This window comes from Methylobacterium aquaticum (genome assembly GCF_016804325.1).
GTDB lineage: Bacteria > Pseudomonadota > Alphaproteobacteria > Rhizobiales > Beijerinckiaceae > Methylobacterium > Methylobacterium aquaticum_C.
In genome coordinates this window covers 4,855,001-4,878,401 of the sequence record NZ_CP043627.1, presented here as the reverse complement: position 1 = coordinate 4,878,401, position 23,401 = coordinate 4,855,001, and the positions used below count along the sequence as shown (strand labels likewise).

The following is a 23,401-nucleotide window of genomic DNA, read 5'->3' as shown; positions in this document are numbered from 1 at the left end:
TGTCAGGCCGTCTTGAGCGGCGGGGCGGGGTGCAGGTCGAGGGGCCGGCCGGCCTTGGCGACCTGGCCCGGCCCGTCGTGGCCGACGAGGCGGGGCAGGTCGCGGGACAGGGCGATGAGCGCGTCGAGGTCGAGGCCGGTCGACAGGCCCATCTCCTCGGCCATGCTCGCCAGATCCTCGGTGCAGATGTTGCCGGTGGCGCCGGGGGCGAAGGGGCAGCCGCCGAGGCCCCCGAGCGCGGCGTCGAACCGGCGCGCCCCGGCGTCAAAGGCGGCGAGCACGTTGGCGAGGCCGCAGCCGCGGGTGTTGTGGAAGTGCAAGGTCAAGCGGTCGGACCCCACCAGGGGCAGAGCCCGGGCGACGAGGCGGGCGACCTGGCGCGGATTGGCCATGCCGGTGGTGTCGGCGAGCGTCACCCCGTCGACGCCGAGGTCCAGATAGTGCTCGACCTGGGCCAGCACCTTGTCCTCGGGCTGGAGCCCCTCGAACGGGCAGCCGAAGGCGGTCGCCACCGTGGCGTTGACGCCGACCCGCCCGCGCACCGTGTCCATGATCGCGGCGAATCCGCGGATCGAGGCCTCCGGCGTCATGCCCATGTTGGCGCGGTTATGGGTCTCGCTCACCGAGGCGACGAGGTTGATCTCGTCGACCCGCGCGGCCAGCGCCCGCTCGGCGCCCTTCGGGTTCGGCACGAGGGCGACGTAGCGGGTGCCGGGCCGGCGCGCGATGCCGGCGAAGACCTCGGCCGCATCGGCGAGGGCCGGCACCGCCTTCGGCGAGACGAAGGACGAGACTTCGATGCGGGTGAAGCCGGCTTGCGCCAGGGCGTCGATCAGCCGGATTTTGTCCGCGGTCGGCACGAAGACCGGCTCGATCTGGAACCCGTCGCGGGTCGCGACCTCCTGGATGACGATCCCGCTCACGCGACGGCTCCCTTCTCGCGCAGGGCGGCGATGCCGGCCTCGTCGAAGCCGAGCTCGGCGAGGACCGAATCGGTGTGGGCGCCGAGCGCCGGGCCCTGCCAGCGCACGCTGCCAGGCGTCTCGGAAAGCTTCGGCACGATGCCGGGCATCTTCACCTTCGTGTCGCCGGGCAGGTCCGCCTCCAGGATCATGTCGCGGGCGTTGTAATGCGGGTCGGCGACGATGTCGGCCACCGAGTAGATCCGGCCGGCCGGCACCTCGGCGGCGTCGAGCACCGCGAGGGCTTCCGCGACGGTGCGGCCCTTCGTCCAGTCGGCGATGACGCCGTCCAGCATCGCGGCCTGTTTCGAGCGGCCCTCGTTGTTGCGGAAGGCCGGATCCTCGGCGAGGTCGGGCCGGCCGATCGCGGTCATCAGGCGGCGGAAGATCGGGTCGCTGTTGCCGGCGACGACGACGAAGCCGCCATCCCGGCTCGGATAGGTGTTCGAGGGCGTGATGCCCGGCAGAGCGCCGCCGGTGCGGGTGCGGACCTCGCCCAAAAGGTCGTATTCCGGCACCAGGCTCTCCATGACGTTGAACACGCTCTCGACGAGCGAGACGTCGATCACCTGGCCGGCGCCCTGGCCGGTCTTGACCCGCAGGAGCGCCATCAGGGCGCCGATGACGCCGTGGAGCGAGGCGAGGGTGTCGCCGATGCTGACGCCGACGCGGGCCGGCGGCGTGCTCGGGTCGCCGGTGGTGAAGCGCAGGCCCCCCATCGACTCGCCGATCGCCCCGAAGCCGGGCCGGTCGCGGTAGGGCCCGGTCTGGCCGTAGCCGGAGATGCGGACCATCACGAGGTTCGGGTTGAGGCCCGAGAGCACGTCCCAGCCCAAGCCGAGTTTCTCGAGCCCGCCGGGCCGGAAGTTCTCGACCACCACGTCGGCGCTCCCGGCGAGCTGCTTGACGATCGCCAGCCCTTCCGGCGACTTCAGGTTGACGGCGATCGACTTCTTGTTGCGCGACTGCAGGTACCACCAGAGCGAGGTGCCCTCGTGCATCTTGCGCCACTTGCGCAAGGGGTCGCCCTCGCCGGGCGGCTCGACCTTGATCACCTCGGCGCCGAACTCCGCCATCAGGCGGGTGGCGAAGGGCGCGGCGATCAGCTGCCCGAGTTCCAGGACGCGAATGCCCGCGAGCGGCCCGCTCATGACGTCTCCTCCGATGCGATAGGCCTTTGCGCCTTCCATAGTTGAAGAATGCCGGGCGGATCCAACCGTATCTCGCGAGGGACCATCCGCGCCAGGAGAGCGCCGGCGGCAGGCGAGAGCGTGGCGGGGCGCTCCATCGGCCATCCGTCGCGGGCCCGATCGCGAGCCATCCGCCCGCGTGAGGGTGCGGCCGCCCGTCGCATTGGGCCACGCCTGGGACCGCCACTCCGACCCGGGCGGGAACTGACGCCGTTACGATGCCACCCGGCTCGCGCCCATGATGGGCATGGTCGCGCCGGCTGCGACAATATAGTATATTTATCCCATAAGATCGATCCTCATGAGTATTTCCTGGAAAACCCGGCAAGACGATGCCGCCGGTATCGGCATCGGGTGCCGGCCGACGACGGACGGGAGAAGGCTGTGAACCTGAATTGTCCGTCGCGTCGGATGGGTCGCCCGCACTGGTGGGAATCCTTGCCTTCCCGTAAGGTGCGGGCGCCGGGATCGCTTCGGGTTCGCAGGGCACGCGGGTGGGGTAGGACGACGATGCGGTCTGTGCAACCGGCGGAACTCACGGCCTGCGACAAGGAGCCGATCCACATTCTCGGCACGCTGCAGCCGCACGGCTTCCTGCTGGCGCTCGAAGGACCGGAACTGCGCGTCGTCCAGGCCAGCGCCAACCTGCCCGACCTGCCGGGATGCCCGACCGGCCGGGCCCATGGCCGTCCCCTGCACGCGGTCGTGCCCGAGGCCGGGGACGCGATCACCGGGTTCCTGTCGGCCGAGCTCGGCCATGACGGCGCGGCCTATCTCGGCACGCTGACCCTGGAGACCGGGACGGGCACCCGCGCCTACGACCTCGCGGCCCACCGGACCGGCGCGCTCACCGTGCTCGAATTCGAGGAGAGCGCGGGGGTCGGGGCGGCCGCCGCGAGCCTCGATTCGCTCTATCCGCGCCTGCGTGCCTTCATCGAGGCGCTGCACGCGGCCGCGACGGTCGAGGATCTGTGCGGCCTGCTCGCCGCCGACATCCGTCTGCTCACCGGCTTCGACCGCGCCCTGGTCTACCGGTTCGACCGCGACTGGAACGGCACCGTGGTGGCGGAGGACGGCAACGGCGTGCTGCCCTCCTACCTCGACCTGCGCTGGCCGGCCTCCGACATCCCGGCCCAGGCCCGCGAGCTCTACCGCCGCAACCGCCTGCGCATCATCCCGGACGCGGCCTACGAGCCGGTGCCGATCGTGCCGCTCATGACGCCGTCGACCGGGGCCCCCTCGACCTGAGCCAGTCCGTCCTGCGCAGCGTCTCGCCGGTCCATGTCGAGTACATGCGCAACATGGGCACCATGGCGTCGATGTCGATCTCGATCCTGGTCGAGGGCGTCCTGTGGGGCCTGATCTCCTGCCACAACAAGACGCCGCGGCGGGTGCCGCTGCAGACCCGCAACGCCTGCGACATCCTCACCCAGACCTTCGCCCTGCAACTCGCCGCCAAGGAGCGCGGCGCGCTGTCCGAGCAGCGCCTGAAGCTCGGCGCGATCCAGGCCCGCCTCCTCGCCTTCATGGCGGAGGAGGAGAACTTCGTCGAAGGCTTCCTGAAGCACCCGGAGGACGTGCTGGCCCTCACCGATGCCGGCGGCGCGGCGATCGTCACCGGCCAGCGCTGCCACCTGATGGGCCGGACGCCGACCGAGCGGCAGGTGCGGGGCGTCTACGAGTGGCTCTCGGCCGAGCATGCCGGCGAGGCGGTCCACGCCACCGATGCGCTCGGCGAGGAATACCCGCCGGCCCGCACCATCGCCGACACCGCGAGCGGCCTTCTCGCCATCTCGATCTCGGAGAAATACGCCAGCTACGTGCTGTGGTTCCGGCCCGAGGTGGTCCAGACCGTGCGCTGGGGCGGCGACCCGACGAAATCCACCTCCAAGGATCCGGCCGGCGGGCCGGACCGGCTGCATCCGCGCCAGTCCTTCGAGACCTGGAAGGAGACCGTGCAGGGCCGCTCCCTGCCCTGGTCGGTGCCGGAGGTCGACACCGCCAAGGACCTGCGCGCCGCGGTGCTCGGCATCGTGCTGCGCCGGGCCGAGGAGCTGGCGGCCCTGACCGAGGAGCTGCAGCGCTCGAACAAGGAGCTGGAGGCGTTCTCCTACTCGGTGAGCCACGACCTGCGGGCGCCGTTCCGCCACATCGTCGGCTATGCCGAGCTCCTGCGCTCGCGCGAGGGCGACAAGTTCTCGGACCGCGGCCGGCGCTACGTCGACACGATCATCGAGGCGGCGTTCTCGGCCGGCACTCTCGTCGACAACCTGCTGACCTTCTCGCAGATGGGGCGAAACTCCCTCAACCGCATCTCCTGCGACATGAACCAGCTGGTCGAGGACGTGCGGCGGAAGATGATCCGCGACATCCCGCTCGAACGGGCGATCCGCTGGCAGGTCGGCCCGCTCGGCCGGGCCCAGGCCGATCCGGTGATGATGCGGCTCGTGATCGAGAACCTGCTCTCGAACGCCATCAAGTACACCCGCGGCCAGCCCGAGGCGGTGATCGAGGTGGTCCGCGAGGCCGACCGCGACGGCGAGGCGGTTTTCTGCGTCCGCGACAATGGCGTGGGCTTCGACATGTCCTATGTTAACAAGCTGTTCGGCGTGTTCCAGCGCCTTCACCGGGTCGAGGAGTTCGAGGGGACCGGGATCGGGCTCGCGAATGTCCGCCGCATCGTCGAGCGTCACGGGGGGCAGGTCTGGGCCGAGGGCGTCCTCGGGCAGGGTGCGACCTTCCACTTCACGCTCCCCCTCCGTTAGAGACGCGCCATGGCCGACCTCAAGCCGATCCTCCTGGTCGAGGACAACCCCAACGACATCGAGCTGACTCTCGCGGCCCTCGAGAAGAGCCAGCTGGCGAACAAGATCGTCATCTGCCGCGACGGAGCCGAGGCCCTGGAATACCTGCGCCGGCAGGGACCGCATGCCGACCGGCCGATCCAGGATCCCGCCGTGGTGCTGCTCGACCTCAAGCTGCCGAAGGTCGACGGGCTGGAGGTGCTGGCGGCGGTCAAGGGCGATCCCCGGATGCGGGCGATCCCGATCGTGATGCTGACCTCGTCGCGGGAGGAGAGCGACCTCGTCCGCTCCTACGAGCTCGGCGTCAACGCCTTCGTGGTCAAGCCGGTCGGGTTCAAGGAGTTCTTCGAGGCGATCCAGGATCTCGGCGTGTTCTGGGCCGTGCTCAACGAGCCGCCGCCCCATCGGAACGATTGGGCGTCGGGTGAGTGAGCCGTCCGCGCCGGTGAACGGCGAAGATCCCGTGCGCATCCTGCTCCTCGAGGATAGCGACCTCGACAGCGAGCTGCTCACCGCGGTTCTGGAGGATGCGGCCCTCGCGGTCGTGATCGAGCGGGTGATCACCCGCGACGCCTTCACGGCGGCGACGGGACGACGCTGCCACGACATCATCCTGGCCGATTACGTGCTGCCCGCCTTCGACGGCATGAGCGCGCTCGCCGCGGCCCGCAAGGCCTGCCCCGAAACTCCGTTCGTGTTCGTCTCCGGCACGCTCGGGGAGGACGTGGCGGTCGAGGCGCTGAAGCACGGCGCCACCGACTACGTGACCAAGCAGCGCCTCGACCGGCTGCCGCGGGTCATCCTGCGCGCCATCGCGGAGGCGCGCGCCCACGTTCTGCGCCGGGAGGCCGAGCAGGCCCTGCGCGACCTCAACGAATCCCTCGAGCAGCGCGTCGCCGAACGGACGCGGGAGCTCGCCGAGACGAACGCCGCGTTGCAGCACCAGATCGGCGAGCGCGAGCGGGTCGAGGGCGCGCTTCGCCAGGCCCAGCGCCTCGAGGCGGTGGGCCAGCTCACCAGCGGCGTCGCCCACGACTTCAACAACCTGCTGACGGTGATCGCCGGCAACATCGAGTTCCTGGAGCGCGCGGTGTCGGACGAGCGCTCGAAGCGCCGCCTCGACATGATGCGCGGCGCCGCCGAACGCGGTGCCCGGCTCACCGCCCAGCTCCTCGCCTTCTCGCGGCGCCAGAAGCTCGCGCCGGTGCCGGTGCAGCTCAACCAGACCGTCGCGTCGATGCGCGACCTGCTGCAGAGCTCGATGGGCGGTTCGGTCCGCATCGAGATGACGCTGCAGCCCGATCTGTGGCCGGCCCTCGTCGACGCGACCCAGATCGAGCTCATCATCCTCAACCTCGCGATCAACGCCCGGGACGCGATGGCGGTCGGCGGCTGCCTGACCATCGAGACCGCCAACGTGCCGCTCGCGGCCGAGCCGGCCCGGCCCGAGGAGCCCAATCCGGGCGACTACGCCATGGTGGCGGTGAGCGACACCGGCACCGGCATCGCGCCCGAGGTGCTCGCCCGGGTGTTCGAGCCGTTCTTCACCACCAAGGAGGTCGGCAAGGGCTCCGGGCTCGGCCTCGCCCAGGTCTACGGCTTCGCCAAGCAGTCCGGCGGCGGCGTGCGCATCGTGACCGTGCCGGGCGAGGGCACCTCGGTGCGGGTCTACCTGCCGCGCGTGGCGGGGGACGCCACCCTGCACGAGGTGCGCCCGGCCGAGATCGATTGCGCCCGCAGCCGCGACGCGGACGACAAGCGGGTGGTGCTGGTCGTCGACGACGACGGCGACGTGCGCGACATCACCACGACGCGCCTCGGCGAGGCCGGCTACGCGATCCGCGAGGCGAGTTCGGGCCTCGCGGCGATCCAGGCGCTGGAGGCGGATCCGTGCGTCGACCTCGCCGTGCTCGACTTCGCGATGCCGGGGATGAACGGGGCAGAGGTCGCGACGGTGATCCGCAGCCGCTGGCCGGCGATCCAGATCCTGTTCGTGACCGGTTATGCCGACCACACCGCGCTTGCCCGGATCGACGGCGGCACCGAGGGCCGGGTGGTGCAGAAGCCGTTCCGCGGCGAGGACCTGGAGCGCAAGGTCGCGTCGATCCTCGAGCCGCGCCCGCGGCTCACCCTGATCTCCGGCGGGGGCGAGGCGCCCGCGCGCGCCGCCGGCACCGCCCGGGGGTAATGCGAAGCCGCGTCAGCAGGGCCGCAGACGCCTCCGATCCGGCGTGCTAGAGTTTCTCCGATAAGGACCGGGCCGCACGCCCGGCCGGTCCACGGGAGGATGAACGCCGCATGGCAAGCTCCATGGTGACATCCATGGCCGGAGCGCGACCGCTCCTTATCCGGATCCGCGCCCAGGCAGGACCGGACGCGGTCCGCCATCGCATCCCCTCGATCACGCGAGTCCGCGCGCCCCGATTCCGGGCCGCTCCCGCCGGGCGCCGCGCCGCGCGTCCGCTCGCGCATCCCGTTCCGCATCGCATCGCGAGGTTTTCATGACAGTGACCAAGTTCGGTCTCGGCCAGCCTTTGCGCCGGGTCGAGGATCGTCGGCTGATCACCGGCGAGGGCCATTACGGCGACGACCACGCCCCCGAGGGCTGCCTGCACGCGGCCCTGCTGCGCAGCCCGCACGCCCATGCGGGATTCACGATCACCGATCTCGAGGCCGCCCGGGCGATGCCCGGCGTGCATCTCGTGCTCACCGCCGAGGACGTGGCCGATCTCAAGGAGATCAAGTGCCAGGCGCCGCTGCCGAACGGCGACGGCAGCCAGAACCACGTCGCCCACATCCCGCTGCTGGCCAAGGGCAAGGTCAAGCATATCGGCGACGCCGTCGCCTTCGTGGTCGCCGACACGGTCGCCCAGGCCCGTGACGCCGTCGAGGCGATCGGCATCGACTACGACGTGCTGCCGGCAGTCGTCGGCATCCGCGGCGCCGTCGCGGGCGGCGCCGCCGCGGTGTGGGACGAGCAGCCGGACAACGTCTCGTTCGACTCGACCATGGGCGACAAGGCCCCGGTCGACGCCGCCTTCGCCAAGGCCGCCAAGGTGGTGCGTGTCGAGGTTGAGAACCAGCGCCTCGTCACCAACTACATGGAGACCCGCAGCGTCGTCGCCGAGTACGATGCGGGCGCCAAGCGCTTCACCCTCACCATCCCGAGCCAGGGCGTCCACGGCCTGCGCAAGACCCTGATGGGCGTTCTCGGCGTCGAGAAGGACCAGATCCGCGTCGTCACCGGCGATGTCGGCGGCGGCTTCGGCACCAAGACCTTCACCTATCGCGAATATCCGCTGGCGGCGGAAGCCGCGCGCCGGCTGAACAGGCCGGTGAAGTGGGTGTCCGAGCGGGGCGAGCACTTCGTCGCCTGCGCGCAGGGGCGCGACAACCTCTCGGTCGGCGAGGTCGCGCTCGATGCGGACGGCACCTTCCTCGCCATGCGCTTCGACGTGATCGGCGATCTCGGCGCCTACCTGTCGCAATACGGGCCCTACATCCCGTATCTCGGCGCCACGATGCTCACCGGCGTCTACAAGACCCCGGCGGTGCATGTGCGGGTGCGCGGCGTCTACACCAACACCGTGCCGGTCGACGCCTATCGCGGCGCCGGGCGGCCGGAGGCGGCCTACCTGATCGAGCGCCTGGTCGACCGGGCGGCGCGGGAGACCGGGATCTCGCCGGCCGACATCCGCCGGCGCAACTTCATCCCGCCGAGCGCGATGCCCTACACCACGCCGATCGGCGACCGCACCTACGATACCGGCGACTTCGCCGCCCATATGGGCCGCGCCGTCGAGGCGGCCGACTGGACCGGCTTCGAGGCCCGCGCCGCGGAGTCGCGTGCCAAGGGTCTGGTGCGCGGCATCGGGCTCGCCACCTACATCGAATGCACCGCCTGGGGCGAGGGTGAGGACGTCAAGATCACCCTCGACCAGGATGGCGGCGCGACCGTCTATGTCGGCACGCAGTCGAACGGGCAGGGCCATGCCACGGCCTACGCCCAGTTCGCCTCCGAGCATCTCGACCTGCCGCTGGAGCGCATCCGGGTGGTGCAGGGCGATACCGACAAGGTCGCGACGGGCGCCGGTACCGGCGGCTCGCGCTCGATTCCCGTCGGCGGCATCTCGGTCGGCGCCGCCTCCAAGAACCTCGCCGGCAAGCTGAAGGAACTCGCCTCCGAGGAGCTGGAAGCCGGCATCCAGGATCTCGAGATCGCCGAGGGCGCGGTGCGGGTCGCCGGCACCGACCGGTCGATCGACTTCGCGGCGTTGGCGGCGCTGCCGAAGGCCACCGAGGCGATGCGGACCGGGCAGGGCGACTTCGTGCCGCCGAGCGCGACCTACCCGAACGGCACCCATGTCGCCGAGGTCGAGATCGACCCGGATACCGGCATCACCACGATCGTGCGCTACACCGTCTGCGACGATTTCGGCATCGTGGTGAACCCGCTGCTCCTCGCCGGCCAGGTCCATGGCGGCGTGGCGCAGGGCATCGGCCAGGCGCTCCACGAGCGCACGGTCTACGACGAGGCCGGCCAGCTCCTGACCGCGAGCTTCATGGACTACGCCATGCCGCGGGCCGGCGACGTGCCGTTCTTCCACTTCGAGACGAAGAACGTGCCCTCGACCACCAACCCGATGGGTATCAAGGGCGCGGGCGAGGCGGGCAGCATCGGCTCCTGCCCGGCGGTGATGAACGCGGTGGTCGACGCCCTCGACCGCAGCGTGGGCCTGCGCGACATGGACATGCCGGCGACCCCGGCCCGGATGTTCGCGGCCCTGGCGCCGTTGCGCAAGGCGGCGGCCGCCTGACGCGGCCCGATCCGCGAGCGTGATGCGGCGCCCGGCCTCGCGGCCGGGCGCCGTTTTTCCAGGACCATCCCGTATCGACGCAGGACCTCGCATCAGGTCCATGCGAAACGGGGGCCGGTGGTCGCAGCCCCGATCCAGCCGGCCGGATCGGGTGAGAGACCCATCCGGAGCCCGGCAAGCGAGCCGCGCCGCCGAGTACGGGGCGAGAGAACAGGTCGTCGATCGCGGCATCGCCGTCTCCCTGCATGACGGTGCCGTACGGGCATGCGGACTTCTCGGCGTTCCTCACCCCTTGGGTCCCGTCTCGGGTCTCGCGCGAATGCGGGAGCGTGACGCGCAGGGGTCTTTCTGCCGGCAGGCTTCGATCGGCGGCTCCCCTTGCGACCAGCGCGCATCCGCCGGCCCCGCCGCGCCGCATCCCCGGCTGAAAAAACGCTCGCCGGTGCAACGAGTTGAAGCAATGACAATTCTCGGTGTCGGAAAAATCGGCGAGCCCGGCGGAGCGGCCTCATTTTAAATAAGGGTCAATCCCTGTCGTCTAACCGTTAGATCGGAGGGAGCTCGACTTGCTGCCAATGATCCGTCATCTCATCGCGCGAGAGTTGCCCTGGACGCGATCGCTGCTCGGCAGGATCACCGTCTTCGTCCTGGCCTCCGTCATGCTGGCTTACGCGCTGGGTGCGGGCGCGGCTCTGCTCATCATGGTACGGGGCCAGTCCCGGCAATGGGACCACGATGCCCGCCTCTACGTGCAGGTGGCCAGTACCGCCCTTCGCGGCGTCTACACGTTCGTGTCGGTCCACATCGATCGAGACGGGCGGGTGAGCTGGATCGAGACCGGCCGCCCCGTGGGAGACGACCAGTCGATCGTGACCACCGGTTTCATGCCGGCCGACGTGCTGGCGCTCGCTTCGGCGCAGACGGGGCAGGACGTGTGGCTGGTGACGGCGGACGACGCCGGCAGGATCACCAGCCTCAGCGACAGCCAGGGCCAGGGCGCCGGCCTGCGTGTCTCCTTTCCCGACAGCGAGGGCCGGACACCCCGGCGCCTGTTCACCGGTTGGACCGAGATCGGGTCGACGACGCATTTCGCGGGGTTCATGCCGATCCTGTCCAAGGACGGGCGGCTCATGGGCGGGCTCGTGGCCAGCGTCGGATCGGCGGAAACGCTGCTGGCGGCGCGCAACCAGGCGCTCCTGACGCTCACGCTGCTGATGATGGTGATCCTGGCCGCGTCGGCCCTGGTCGTCGCGCTCGGCCTGCGCCGCGCCTTCCGGCCGATCCCGGCCCTGACCCGTGTTCTCACGGCCCTGGCCGACAACGACACGGGCGTGAGAATCCCGTTCCAGGAGCGGACCGATGAATTGGGGCGGCTCGCCCTCGCCATCGAAAAGCTGCGCTGTGCCGTGGTGGAACGGGGTCAGCTGCGCCGGATCGGCGAGCATGCGGCCGTCATGGAGCATCGCGCCCACCATGACAGCCTGACCGGGCTTCCCAACCGGGCGCACTTCACCGCATTGCTGGAGACGGCCCTGGAGCGCGTGGCGGCCGGCGCCCAGGCCTGCAACGTGATGCTGCTGGACCTGGATCGCTTCAAGGAGGTCAACGACACCCTGGGGCATGCGGCCGGCGATGCCGTGCTGGTCGACGTGAGCCGGCGCATCGAGCCGCTGCTGTCGCCCGACGACGTCGTCGCCCGGCTTGGAGGCGACGAATTCGCCGTGCTGCAGCCCGTCGACGGGACTGACGGTGTCGAGCGGGCCGAGCGCCTTGCCCGCGCCATCGTGGCATCCATGGCGCGCCCTTTCGCGTATGGCGGCACGCCGGTGAGCATCGGCGCCAGCATCGGCATCGCCAGTGCGCCGGAGGACGGCACGGAGCGCAGCGTCGTCCTCAACCGGGCCGATCTCGCCCTCTATGTCGCCAAGAACGACGGGCGCGGCCGCTTCGCTCTGCATCGGCCGGGCATGACGATGCCGGTCGACGGCGATGGAGCGGCGAAGGCCGCCTGAGATAGGCCGGGCGGGACACAGGACGGGCGCAGCGAGGGAGAACGGGGCGATGCGACACCGGCGAGGACGTTTCCCGCGCGGGCTGCGATCCATGACGGCGACGATCTTGGCGGTGGCGATCTTGGCGGGGGCGGCCGCGACCTGCTGGGCCGGAGAATCCACCGCCGACGATCGGCCTTCCGTGCTGCGCAAGATCGCGGCCGCCAAGCGGATCACGATCGGTTATCGCGCCGGCTACCCACCGTACTCGGACCTGGTGGACGGCAAGCCCGCGGGCTACGTGATCGACCTCTGCCAGCAGGTGGTCGACACCCTCCGCCAGACGCTCGGCATCGATCGGCTCGAGATCGATTTCGTCTCCATTCCCATGGCGGCCCGTTTCGTGATGATGCGCGAGGGGCACATGGACATGGAATGCGCCGCAACCACCATCACCGCCGAACGGCAGCAGCAGGTGGGTTTCAGCGCACCGATCTTCTTCACCGCGACGCGTTTCGTGTCGCTGCGGCGGAACGGCTACAAGACCTTCGCCGATCTCGCCGGACGGACGGTGGCGTCCCTCGCCGGCACGACCGAAACCGTGAAGTTGAACGCGGCCAACAGGCAGCGCAACCTGCACATCGCCATCCTGCTCTGCCGGGAAGATCGGGAAGCCTTCGCCGCCGTGACAACCGAGCGCGCCGCCGCCTACGTCATGGACGACGTGCTGCTGGCCGGCGTGATGGCGGGGTGGGGCAGATCAGACGACCTCGCGATGTCCGAGGAGACGCTCGGCCCGACGGAGGCATACGGCATCATGCTTCCGTTGGGCGACGACGCTTTCGCCCGGGCCGTGAATGCGGGGTTGCAGGCCAGCGCCGCGAGTGGCCGGTGGAACCAGATCTACGACAGGTGGTTCCTGACCCCCGACCCTTCCACGGGCCGCAGCCCGAACCTTCCCCTCTCGCCCGATCTCAAGGCCAGCCTCGCCCGCCTGCGCGGTTGATCGCGGCTGACGAGGAGGGGCGTGCCGGGCTCGAGATGCCCTGCCGACCTCCGCGCGACGATCGTTTCCTTCGCGATCGAGGGAGACGGCGCGTTCGACGTCTCTCCGGACGGGCGTAGTCCGGCGCAGGTCGGACGGAATCGTGGAGAAGCGTCGGCGGCGATGGGCCCGCACCGTCGGAATGCGGGCGGCCTCGCGCCACCGGGGCGGCTTGCCCCGGTGGCGCTCCCCGGCTCAGCAGCTGAGCTTGCGGCCTTCGCGGAAGCCGTGAACCTGAAAGTGCTTGTAGCCCGATTCCATCTTGCCGGCGAGCACGGCACGGGCGACGTCCGGGTTGCAGCGCAGGTATTCGCGCTCGTTGAACGCCGCGGCGCCGCGGGGCGCGCCGCGATCCGGTCGCCGTAATCCCGGTCGCGGTCGCGGGAGCCGTAATCCCGGTCGCGGCGGTAATCGTCCCGCCGGCCGTAATCGTCGCTGCGATCCCGGTAGCCGCGGTCGCGATAGTCCCGGTCGCGGTAATCGCTGTCGCGGCTGCGATACTCGCGGTCGCGGTAGCCGTAATCGGGCCCCCAGGACTGGGCCGAGGCGGTTCCCACCGCGCCGATCAATCCCAGTCCGAGAACCGCCACCACCCCAATCGTCCTCATCTTCCGTCATCCCCCTTCTGGAAGGCGCTTCGTCGCCGCTGCGGAAGCTAGAGCAATCGGGGCCGAAAGGGATAGCGCCACCATGTCTCGGGACGGTGGCCGTCTGCGGAGGGACCGCGTTCACTCGCCGCCGTAGAGGTGGCAGGCCACGGTGCGGCCCGGCGCCGCCTCGCGCAAGGCCGGCGCCTCGGTGCGGCAGCGGTCGAAGGCGCGCGGGCAGCGGGGATGGAAGTGGCAGCCCGGCGGGGGCCGGAGCGGCGAGGGCGGCTCGCCCTCCTGGAAGCTCATCGCCACCGGTTGCTCCGGGTCCGGCACCGGCGAGGAGGCCTTGAGGAGCTGGGTATAGGGGTGCAGCGGCTCGCCGAAGAGCGGGCCGACGGGACCGCTCTCCACCACCCGGCCGAGATACATCACGGTCACCCGCTGGCAGAAATGCCGGACCACGCCGAGATCGTGCGAGATGAACACGAAGGCGAGGTTGCGGGATTGCCGGAGCGATTCGAGCAGCCGCAGGATCTGCGCCTGGACCGAGACGTCGAGGGCCGAGACCGGCTCGTCGGCGAAGATCAGGTCGGGCCCGAGCGCGAGAGCCCGGGCGATGCCGATGCGCTGGCGCTGGCCGCCGGAGAATTCGTGGGGGAAGCGGGCGCCCGCATTCGCCGGCAGCCCGACCTCGGCAAGCAGCGCGGCGACCCGCTCCTTCAGCTCCGCCCCGCTTCCGAGGCCGTGGACCCGCAGGGGCTCGGCCAACGCCTCGCCGATGCGCTGGCGCGGATCGAGGGAGGAGGCGGGGTCCTGGAACACGATCTGCATCCGCCGGCGCAGGCGCCGCATCGCGCTTCCCGAGGCGGCGAGCACGTCCTGCCCGTCGAAGCGCACGGAGCCGCCATCGGACTCGGTGAGCCGCAGGGCCACCCGCGCCGTGGTGGACTTGCCGCAGCCGGATTCGCCGACGATGCCGAGCGCTTCGCCGCGCCCTACCGTGAACGACACCCGGTCGAGCGCCCGCACCAGGCTGGTCTTCGCGACCGGGAAGCCGCGGCGGATGGTGAAGGTCTTCGAGAGGTCGCGGACCTCGAGAAGCGGCGCCGATGTCGTGCTCATGATGTCGTGCTCATGCGGCCCTCACCCAGCAACGCACCGCGTGGTCCGGCGCCCCGTTGAGCGGCACCAGCGGCGGCCGCTCGCGGCAGCGCGCCTCCACCAGGGGGCAGCGACCCTGGAAGCGGCAGCCCTCCGGCATCTCGGGCAGCGTCGGCACCGTGCCGGGGATCGCCGCCAGCTCCTGCACCCGGTCGACCCGCGGCATCGCCTTGAGCAACCCCTCCGCATAGGGGTGGGTCGGCCGGGCGAAGAAGGCGCGGACCGGCGCGCTCTCGACCACGTCGCCGCCATACATCACCATCACCCGGTCGGCGACCGAGGCGACGACGCCGAGATTGTGGGTGATGAGGAGTACCGCCAGCCCCTCGCGGCGCTGGATCTCGGCGAGCAGTGCCAGGACCTGGGCCTGGATGGTGACGTCGAGGGCCGTCGTCGGCTCGTCGGCGATCAGGACGCGGGGGCTGCAGGCGAGCGCCATCGCGATCATCACCCGCTGGCGCATGCCGCCGGAGAAGTGATGCGGATAGGCGTCGATCCGCTCGGCGGCCGAGGGCACCCGGACCCGTTCGAGGAGCGCGATCGCCTTCTCGCGCGCTGCCGCCTTCGACAGGCCGCGATGGCGCCGCAACGCCTCGGCGATCTGGAAGCCGATCGTCAGGACCGGGTTCAGCGAGGTCATCGGTTCCTGGAAGATCATCGCCAGGCGGTCGCCGCGCATCGCCTCGCGCTGGCTTTCGCTCGCCGCCCGCATGTCGGTGCCGTCGACCGTGATCGAGCCTGACGCCACGCGGCCGACCTTGGGGGCGAGCAGCCCCATCACCGAGAGGGCGGTGAGGCTCTTGCCGCAGCCCGATTCGCCGACGAGCGCCAGGGTCTCGCCGCCGGAGACCGAGAACGACACCTCGCGCACCGCGTCGTACCAGGTCCTTCCGACGCGGATCTGGGTCGTCAGACCGTCCACCCGCAACAGATCAGTCGGCGTCATCGAAGGGGTTTTCATGGCGCCCCCCGCGGGTCGGTGGCGTCGCGCAAGCCGTCGCCGATCAGGTTGAGGCCGATCATCACCGCCAGGATGGCGAGGCTCGGGAAGATCGACAGCCAGGGCGCGTCGAGCAGGTTGTCGAAGCCCTCGCGCACGATGCTGCCCCAGGTGGCCGTGGGCGGCGGCACGCCGAGCCCGATGAAGGCGAGGGTCGATTCGGTGCGGATCGCCGTGGCGAGCCAGAGCGAGGCCAGCACCACCACCTCGTCCATGATGTTCGGCAGGATGTGCCCGAACATGATGCGGATGTCGGAATAGCCCAAAGCCCGGCAGGCATCGACGAAGTCGCGCTGGCGCATGGCGAGCGTGGAGCCCCGCGCGATGCGGATGAAGGCCGGCACCGCCGTGACCGCGATGGCGAGGATCAGGTTGCCGATGCTCGGCCCCAGCACCGCCACCAGCATCAGCCCCATGATGAGCTGCGGGAAGCTGAGCAGCACGTCGGTGGCCGCGGTGATCAGCCGGTCGATCCAGCCGCCGAAATACCCGGCCACCACCCCGATCACCGTGCCGGCCACGACGCCGATGATGGTGGCGACGAAGCCGACCGAAAGCGAGATCCGGGCGCCCCAGATCACCCGCGAGAGCACGTCGCGGCCGAAGAAGTCGGTGCCGAACCAGTGCTCGGCCGACGGCCCCATCAGGGCCGCGACCGGGTCCTGCTCGTTGGGATCGTAGGGCGCGATCCAGGGCGCGAGGATGGCGAGGACGATGACGGCGACCACCGTCACGGCGCCGATCATCAGGCCCGGCGAACGGGTGGCCCGGCGCCAGGCGCTCGGGGCGGCGGAGGCGGCGGCCGCGCTCATTGGGCCGAGACCCGCGGATCGACGAGGCCGTAGGCGATGTCGGTGAGCACGTTGGCGACCACGATGGCGAAGGCGGAGACGACCATCAGGCCCTGCAGCAGGCTGTAGTCGCGCTGGGTCAGCGCGGTCACGATCAGCTTGCCGAGGCCGGGGCGGTTGAACACGATCTCGGTCAGCACCGCGTTGCCGATCAGCACCCCGAGATAGAGCCCGACCACGGTGACCACCGGCACCAGCACGTTGCGGAGCGCATGGCGCCAGACCACGATCCGCGCCGGCATCCCCTTGGCCCGCGCCGTGCGGACGTAATCCTCGCCGAGCGCCTTCAGCATGCCGGAGCGGGTCACCCGCGTCACGTAGGCGACCATCAGGAGCCCGAGATTGAGCGCCGGCAGCACGAGCGCACCGAGCCGGTCGAGGATGCCGCCGGTGCGCGGGGTCGAGATGACCGGGAACCAGCGCAGCTGCACCGCGAACGCGATCAGCAGCAGGATGCCGGAGACGAAGGCCGGGAACGACACGCCGGCGAGCGAGACGATGCGGGCGAGCCAGTCGGCGAGCCCGTCGCGCCTGCGCGCCGCCATGACGCCGAGCGGTACGCCCACCCCGACGCCGATGGCGACCGCCGCGAGCGTCAGCTCGATCGTGTAGGGCAGGACGTGGGCGACATCCTCCAGCACCGGCCGGTTGGTGGTGAGCGAGCGGCCGATATCGCCGGTGGCGACCTGTCCCATGAAGGTGAGGTACTGGACTACGATCGGCCGATCGAGCCCGAGTTTCGCCCGCAGGTCGGCCCGGGCGGAGGCGCTCGCCTGGTCGCCCAGGATCACGATGGTCGGATCGCCCGGGACCACCCGCACGAGCACGAACACCACGGTCAGCACCGCCACCAGCGTCGGGATCGCCAGGAGGAAGCGCTTGAGGATGAACTGGAGCATGGCGGGGCCGGGGGTTGAGTGGCGCGTTCCCCTCCCCCTTGTGGGGAGGGGTTAGGGGTGGGGGTGGTGCAGGAGGCACCGCTGAGGTTCTTTCGGCACCACCCCCACCCCCGGCCCCTCCCCACAAGGGGGAGGGGAGATTGGCCTACTTCTTGTCCGTAGCTTCCGTAATCACCGGCCCGAGATGGATCGCACCCTTGAAGTCGTAGCCGTAATCGACCGACTTCTTGTGCGCCCAGACCTGCAAGCCTTCCGAGAGCGGCACCGCGCAGACCTGCTCGATGATCTTCTCCTGCGCCGTCTTCCACAACGCCTTCTGCTTCTCCGGATCCGGCTCGGTGCGGGCCTTGCGGATCTCGGCATCGGCCGCGTTGCAATGCGAGAAGTTGGTCACCGCCGTCGGCGTGCCGACCGTCGAAGCCGAATCGAAGAACTGCGTCAGGTAGGTGTCGGCGACGGGAAAGCGCGCCGCGGCATAGTAGACCGCATCCGACAGGTCCTTGCGGATCTGCGCGTGGAAGGTCTGGTGGTCGACCACGTCGAGCTTCAGCTCGATCCCGGCCTTCTTGAGCTGGCCCTGCACGATCTGCATTGCGGTCAGCATGGTCGGCAGGCTGGTCTGGATCGCCGTGATGGTGATGCCGTTCGGATGTCCGGCCTCGGCCAGCAGCGCCTTGGCCTTGGCGAGGTCGTAAGGAGGCAGCGGCGCCTTGTCGTCGGTGCCGAGATAGCCCTTCGGGATGATCGACACCGCCGGCTCGGTGACGCTGGCGCCCTTGAACTGGACGATCTGCGCCTGGCTGATCGCGTGGGCGACGGCGCGGCGCACCCGCACGTCGTCGAGGGGCTTGTGGGTGGTGTTGAGGTGCAGGAGCGCCAGTTCCGCCGGCCGCACGATGTCGACCGAGACGTCCGCCTCGCGGCCGAACCGCTCGGCCCAGCGCTGGTCCTGGCGGCCATAGACGATGTCGAGCTCGCCCGAGGTGAAGGCGAGGTCGCGGGCGGCATCGGCCGGGATCAGCCGGTAGAGGATGCCGCCGAGCTTCGGCTTGCCGCGGAAATAATCCGGGTTGGCGACGAGCCGCACGCTCTCGTTCGGCTTGTACTCGGCGAAGGCGAAGGGCCCGGTGCCGATGGGCTTCAGGCGAAAGTCGTTGCCCAACGCCTCGACGGCCTTGCGGCTGAGCACGTTGCCGCCGTGGTAGTTGGCGACGAGCCCGAGCAGCGACGGCACCGGGTGCTTGAGGGTGATCTTGACCGTGTAGGGATCGACCGCCTCGACCGTGTCGAAGGCGGCGTAATCGGTCGAGAACGACGAGGTCTTGGGATCGGCGGCGCGCTTCAACGAAAAGACCACGTCGTCGGCGGTCAACTCGCCGTAGCCGCCGTGGAACTTGACGCCCTTGCGTAAGGAGAAGGTCCAGGTGCGGCCGTCGTCGGAGCGGGTCCAGGATTCGGCGAGGTCCGGCTCCAGGGTCTCGAGGCTGGTCGAGCCCGGCTTGAACCGCACCAGGCCGTTGAAGATCCAGGACACGACCGGCTTGTCCTGGGTGCTGGTGGCCCGGAATGGATCGAGCTGACTGACATCGGCCGCCGCCATGCCGATGCTCAGGGTCTTGCCCGGCGCCTGGGCCAGCGCCGGCGCGGGGCCAAGCAGGGCGAGGGTGGCCGCGGCGAAGAGGAAGCGTCTCATCGTGGTGATCCCCCTGGATGCTTTCGTCGTCAGTGCTCGATCTCGCCTTCCGACCGGTACGGCCCGCGCCAGGCGGCGAAGCGCTCGATCCGGAACGGATGGAGAGGAGAGGCGGAGCGGCCCTGCGTCACGAGTTCCGCCAGGATCTCGCCGACGACCGGGCCGAGCTGGAAACCGTGGCCGGAGAAGCCGAAAGCATGAACCAGGCCGGGCGTGGTGCCGGACGGCCCGATGACCGGGATGTGGTCCGGCATCTCGCCGTCGAGGCCGCTCCAGCTGCGGATGACTTGCGCGTGGGCGAGGTCCGGGATCAGCGTCAGGGTTTTTTCCATCGCGCCAAGCGAGGTCGCCGCCACCGGCCGGGCGAGGCCATCGACGCTGTCCGCCGTGCCGCGCCCGCCGCCCAGGACCACGTTGCCGCGCCGGGTCTGGCGCACGTAGACGTCGCCGCCCACGACCCCGATCGACCGGCTGACCAGGGGGGCCAGGGGCTCGGTCACCACCATGTTGGGGCTGAGCGGGGCCACGGGAGCCGCCTCGCCGAACCACCCGGCCACCACGCCGCCATAGGCGCCGGCGGCGTTGACGAGGTGGCGGCTTCTCACGCTCACCCCCTCGGCCTCGACCGTGAAACCCGCCCCGTCATGGGCTGCGTGGTGCACCGGGCAATGCTCGCGCAGCTTCGCCCCGAGGCGGCGGGCGAGCCGCGCGAAGGCGGGCCCGACCACCCGTGGATTGGCCTGCCCGTCGGTCGGCGAGAGCGAGGCGCCGACGACAGCCAGGCCGAGCCACGGCATCTCGGCCCGGAGCGCGTTCGCTCCCAGGAGCTGGAGGTCGAGCCCGTATTCGGCGGCGTCGCGGGCATAAGTCTCCAGCACCGCCATGTCCGCCTCGGAGCGGGCGAGCTTGATGTGGCCGGTGGCCTCGAACCCGACATCCTCACCGAGCTTGGCGTTCAGGCCATCCCACAGCGCGCGCGCGCGGCGCGACAACGGCAATTCCGAAAAGTCCCGGCCCTGCTGGCGCACGCCGCCGAAATTCACCCCGCTGGCGCCCGCGCCGCAGAGGCGCTTCTCCAGCAGCGCCACAGTCAGTCCGGCCTCGCGCAAGGCCACGGCGGCGGCGCAGGCCGCGGTGCCGCCGCCGATGATCGCAACGTCGACGGTGAGGCGCTCCATCAGACCGGCTCCCGCAGCGGGATCGGCTTGATCGGCGCTTGCCCGCGCAGGCGGCCGACCGCCTCGACCGGCACGCTCAGCGTCCGGGCCAGGATCTCCGCAGCGGCATGACCGCAGACACGGCCCTGGCAGCGGCCCATGCCGGCCCGGGTCAGGGCCTTGAGCCGGTTCATCTCGCGGGCATCCCGCCCGGTCGCGGCCCGCCGCAGGGCGCCCGCGGTGATGCCTTCGCAGCGGCAGACGATCTCGTCGTCGCCGATTCTGTCGACGAGGTGGTGCGGGTAGGGGTAGGCCGCTTCGAGCGCGGCACGAAAGCCCGCCTGCCGGGCGAGATGCCGGTCGAGCCGGGCTTCGCGAGCGGCATCGCGGGGCCGGCCGAGATCGGCCAGCACGGCCAAAGCCGTCCGCTCGCCCTGCAACTCGGCCACGTCGGCACCACCGATCCCGCTGCCGTCGCCGGCGAGATAGACGTGCGGATGCGACGACCGGCCCTCGGGCGACCGCTCCGGCTGCCATTGCCGTGTCACCGGCTCGAACACGAAGCGGCACCCGGCGAGGTCGGCGGCTTGCGCCTCGCTGCGCAGGCCGAACGAGGCCCCGACCGCGTCGCAAGCGACGCGATGTCGGCGCCCCCGCGAATCCTCCCAGGACAACGCCTCGACATGACCGTCGCCCTCGACCGCGACCGACCGCACGCCGGAGCGCACCGGCACGCCGCGCATGGCGCCCGCTACAGTGTACCAGACCCCCTTGGCCAAGGTCGCCGGCAGGGCCGCGAGGCGAGGGGCCGCCTTCACCTTCGCCCCGAGCGGCGTGGCATCGAGCACGGCCACGACCGTCGCCCCCGCCTTGGCGTATTGATGCGCGACGAGCGGCAGCAGCGGGCCGGCTCCGACGAGAGCAACGCGCCGGCCGATCGCCATGCCCTGCGCCTTGAGGGCGATCTGCGCCGCCCCGAGGGTGAACACCCCTGGCAGCGTCCAGCCCGGGAAGGGCAGGGTGCGGTCCATGGCGCCGGTGGCGAGCACCAGCCGGTCGACCGCGATCCGCTCGTGCCCCCGAGGCCCGAGGCAGTCGAGATCGAACCCGGTCGGCTCCCTTGCCGCAATCCCCCACACCATCGTACCCGGGCGATACTCGATCCGCGGCGCCAGCGCATCGGCGAGGGCGTGCAGGGTCTGCGCCCGCCCGGCCTCGAAGCCGTAGAGGGCGGCGGCCGGCCGCTCGGCGCCGGGCGGCGGCCGGCGATAGATCTGGCCGCCGGCGCGGTGTCCCTCGTCGAGGAGGAGCGGACGCAACCCCGCCTCGGCGAGACCCTGCGCCACCCGCAAGCCCGCCGGGCCGGCCCCGACGATCGCCACGACGGGCTCAGTCAAGACCGGCTCAGGCACCGACACCTCCCGTGACCACCGCCATGCCGGGCTCGACGAGCGTGGTGCAGGCCCGCACCCGCCGTCCATCCGCCAAGGTCACCCAGCAATCCTGGCAGGCACCCATCAGGCAGTAGCCGGCCCGCTCGCCGGACCCGAACTCGAATCGGCGCAGGGCGCGCCGATGCAGCAGCATCGCGCCGATCAACAGGTCGCCGGCGCGCGCCTCGGCCGGTACGCCGTCGATCGTGAAGGGAATTGTCGGGCCCGGCCGTTGGACGAGACGCTGGAACAACCCGCTCACAGCATGTCCTCGTGCCGGCAATTGAGCAGCAATTCGGCGACGCTCGCGGTGTTGGGCAGCCGCACCAGCGTCTCGATCACCGCCGCGACATCCTCGGGCCGGGACATCAAGTCCCGCGGCTGCTTGGTGACGTGGGCGGTCATGTCGGTCTCGACGAAGCCCGGGCAGAAGGCGGTCGCCCGGATGCCGTGCTCCCAGCCCTCGCGCCGGACCGCCTGGGTCAGGCTGACCAGAGCCGCCTTCGCCATGGCGTAGCCGGCATTGTCGTTGCGCACCCGCTTGCCCGAGAGCGAGGCGAGATTGACGATCCGTCCGCTGCCCGATGCGACGAGGTGCGGCCAGGCCGCCCGGATCACCCGCATCGGCGCCTTGACGTTGACGGCGATGAGCGCATCGAAGGCCGTCTCGTCGGAATCGAGAAAGCGGGCCATCGGGTTGATGCCGGCGGCGTTCACCAGCACATCGATCCGGCCGAACTCCGCCGCCGTCGCGGCGGCCCAGGCCTCGGCACGGCCGGACTCCACGGCATCGTAGCGGCAAGCGAACCACTCAGCCGGCGCATGGCGCGGATCGCGCAGACCGGCGCTGATCCGGTAGCCGGCGCGGGCCAGCCGCTCGGCCACCGCCCGCCCGATCCCCGCGACGCGCCCGACACCATCGCGACCCGTCCCGCCGGCTCAAGCATTGCTGCCCCGCTCCCCGGTTGATCGCCGCATCGAAAACCTCGCCGATTTCGACCCGGAGGATTGAACGTCGGAGCGGCTTGGGCAACAGCTATTTCGCTGGGCGGACAATTTTGCCGGCGTTATTTCGATGAATGAAATTTACGAGCTTAATCGAGATGATCGACGACGCCAAAACGAAATCATCCGATCGCTCCGGCCCGGCGCGGATCGCCAGCCTGCTCCGTCATCTCGGTGAGGCGGGGACGGGCGGGACGCGGCTGAGCGCGCTCGCCGAAGCAACCGGCCTGCCGGTACCGACCGCATTGCGCCTGCTGCGAGCGCTCGTGACGGAAGACCTGGTCGATCTCGACCCGGCGACGAAGACCTATCGGCTCGGTCTCGGCCTGTTCCGCCTCGCCGCCAAGGCCGGCAACCCGCTGGGCCTGCGCGACCTCGCCCGGCCGACCCTGCTGCGCCTCACCGGCGCCCTCGGCGAGACGGTCTTCCTCCTGGTGCGCAGCGGCTACGACGCCGTCTGTATCGACCGAACGGCCGGCCCGCTGCCGATCCGGTCGTTCACCGGTGATATCGGCGGACGGGTGATGCTCGGCCTCGGCCAGGGATCGATGGCGATTTTGGCTCACCTGCCGGCAGACGAGCAGGAGGCGGTGATCCGCTTCAACCTGCCCCGCATCCGCGAGGTGACGAGCCTGGACGAGGCCTTCCTGCTCACCGAGATCGCCCGCACCCGGGACCTCGGCTACTGCGCCGCGGCGTCCGGGCTGATCCCCGGCATGGCCGGTCTCGGCGTGCCGATCCTCGACGCGGAGGGACGCGCGGTGGCAGCCCTGAGCGTCGGCAGCACGGTCGACCGCCTCGCC

The 23,401-nt window shown here is 70.6% G+C and carries 17 protein-coding genes and 1 pseudogene (1 of these 18 only partly in view); 7 read left to right on the top strand and 11 right to left on the bottom strand.

The window, feature by feature from the left end:
- Nucleotides 1–2 precede the first annotated feature (2 nt).
- Nucleotides 3–923, bottom strand: coding sequence for a hydroxymethylglutaryl-CoA lyase (locus F1D61_RS22220; RefSeq protein ID WP_203154284.1), 921 nt, complete (start codon nt 921–923; stop codon nt 3–5).
- Nucleotides 920–2,113, bottom strand: a complete 1,194-nt coding sequence (locus tag F1D61_RS22215; RefSeq protein ID WP_203154283.1) for a CaiB/BaiF CoA transferase family protein — start codon at nt 2,111–2,113, stop codon at nt 920–922. The genes F1D61_RS22220 and F1D61_RS22215 overlap by 4 nt, the downstream gene beginning before the upstream one ends.
- Before the next feature lie 549 nt (nt 2,114–2,662).
- On the opposite strand from F1D61_RS22215, the pseudogene F1D61_RS35430 reads away from it, so the two are divergent.
- The 6 genes and pseudogenes from F1D61_RS35430 (at nt 2,663) to F1D61_RS22185 (ending at nt 12,770) form a co-directional block, all read left to right on the top strand.
- A pseudogene (locus F1D61_RS35430) lies at nt 2,663–4,917 on the top strand (ATP-binding protein).
- A 9-nt stretch (nt 4,918–4,926) separates the two neighbouring features.
- Nucleotides 4,927–5,388, top strand: coding sequence for a response regulator (locus F1D61_RS22205; RefSeq protein WP_203154282.1), 462 nt, complete (start codon nt 4,927–4,929; stop codon nt 5,386–5,388).
- Complete coding sequence (locus F1D61_RS22200; protein WP_246775470.1) at nt 5,381–7,144, top strand: response regulator; 1,764 nt, start codon at nt 5,381–5,383, stop codon at nt 7,142–7,144. Before F1D61_RS22205 ends, F1D61_RS22200 begins: the two co-directional genes overlap by 8 nt.
- Before the next feature lie 313 nt (nt 7,145–7,457).
- Nucleotides 7,458–9,773 (top strand): xanthine dehydrogenase family protein molybdopterin-binding subunit, encoded by a 2,316-nt coding sequence (locus F1D61_RS22195; RefSeq protein WP_203154281.1) that lies wholly within the window; start codon nt 7,458–7,460, stop codon nt 9,771–9,773.
- A gap of 575 nt (nt 9,774–10,348) precedes the next feature.
- Nucleotides 10,349–11,785: a diguanylate cyclase domain-containing protein gene (locus F1D61_RS22190; RefSeq protein WP_203154280.1), complete on the top strand. Its 1,437-nt coding sequence runs from the start codon at nt 10,349–10,351 to the stop codon at nt 11,783–11,785.
- A 91-nt stretch (nt 11,786–11,876) separates the two neighbouring features.
- Nucleotides 11,877–12,770 carry an amino acid ABC transporter substrate-binding protein gene (locus F1D61_RS22185; protein WP_203154279.1) on the top strand — a complete coding sequence of 298 codons (894 nt, stop codon included), beginning with the start codon at nt 11,877–11,879 and terminating at the stop codon, nt 12,768–12,770.
- A gap of 767 nt (nt 12,771–13,537) precedes the next feature.
- Here the strand turns inward: F1D61_RS22185 and F1D61_RS22180 are convergent.
- From F1D61_RS22180 to F1D61_RS22140, 9 genes are all read right to left on the bottom strand, one after another.
- Nucleotides 13,538–14,521 carry an ABC transporter ATP-binding protein gene (locus tag F1D61_RS22180; RefSeq protein WP_203154278.1) on the bottom strand — a complete coding sequence of 328 codons (984 nt, stop codon included), beginning with the start codon at nt 14,519–14,521 and terminating at the stop codon, nt 13,538–13,540.
- Nucleotides 14,522–14,531: 10 nt separating this feature from the next.
- The gene (locus tag F1D61_RS22175) at nt 14,532–15,506 is read right to left on the bottom strand and encodes an ABC transporter ATP-binding protein (RefSeq protein ID WP_203154277.1); all 975 of its coding nucleotides are present in this window, start codon (nt 15,504–15,506) and stop codon (nt 14,532–14,534) included.
- Between the two features lie 11 nt (nt 15,507–15,517).
- Nucleotides 15,518–16,372: an ABC transporter permease gene (locus F1D61_RS22170; protein WP_203154276.1), complete on the bottom strand. Its 855-nt coding sequence runs from the start codon at nt 16,370–16,372 to the stop codon at nt 15,518–15,520.
- Nucleotides 16,369–17,310, bottom strand: a complete 942-nt coding sequence (locus F1D61_RS22165; protein ID WP_203154275.1) for an ABC transporter permease — start codon at nt 17,308–17,310, stop codon at nt 16,369–16,371. The genes F1D61_RS22170 and F1D61_RS22165 overlap by 4 nt, the downstream gene beginning before the upstream one ends.
- A gap of 145 nt (nt 17,311–17,455) precedes the next feature.
- Nucleotides 17,456–19,003 (bottom strand): ABC transporter substrate-binding protein, encoded by a 1,548-nt coding sequence (locus F1D61_RS22160; protein ID WP_203154273.1) that lies wholly within the window; start codon nt 19,001–19,003, stop codon nt 17,456–17,458.
- A 29-nt stretch (nt 19,004–19,032) separates the two neighbouring features.
- A complete protein-coding gene (locus tag F1D61_RS22155; RefSeq protein WP_246775469.1) occupies nt 19,033–20,181 on the bottom strand; it encodes an NAD(P)/FAD-dependent oxidoreductase in 1,149 nt (382 codons plus the stop codon).
- Complete coding sequence (locus tag F1D61_RS22150) at nt 20,181–21,557, bottom strand: NAD(P)/FAD-dependent oxidoreductase (protein WP_246775468.1); 1,377 nt, start codon at nt 21,555–21,557, stop codon at nt 20,181–20,183. Before F1D61_RS22150 ends, F1D61_RS22155 begins: the two co-directional genes overlap by 1 nt.
- A gap of 7 nt (nt 21,558–21,564) precedes the next feature.
- Nucleotides 21,565–21,855 carry a (2Fe-2S)-binding protein gene (locus F1D61_RS22145; RefSeq protein ID WP_246775467.1) on the bottom strand — a complete coding sequence of 97 codons (291 nt, stop codon included), beginning with the start codon at nt 21,853–21,855 and terminating at the stop codon, nt 21,565–21,567.
- Nucleotides 21,852–22,478 (bottom strand): SDR family NAD(P)-dependent oxidoreductase, encoded by a 627-nt coding sequence (locus F1D61_RS22140; protein ID WP_246775466.1) that lies wholly within the window; start codon nt 22,476–22,478, stop codon nt 21,852–21,854. Before F1D61_RS22140 ends, F1D61_RS22145 begins: the two co-directional genes overlap by 4 nt.
- Before the next feature lie 218 nt (nt 22,479–22,696).
- Here F1D61_RS22140 and F1D61_RS22135 point away from each other — a divergent pair, with 218 nt between their 5' ends.
- A protein-coding gene (locus F1D61_RS22135; protein WP_203154269.1) for an IclR family transcriptional regulator crosses the window boundary here: on the top strand, nt 22,697–23,401 show its 5' portion. The gene runs 123 nt beyond the window's last position; only the first 705 of its 828 coding nucleotides appear in the window; its start codon is at nt 22,697–22,699; its stop codon lies beyond the right edge, outside the window.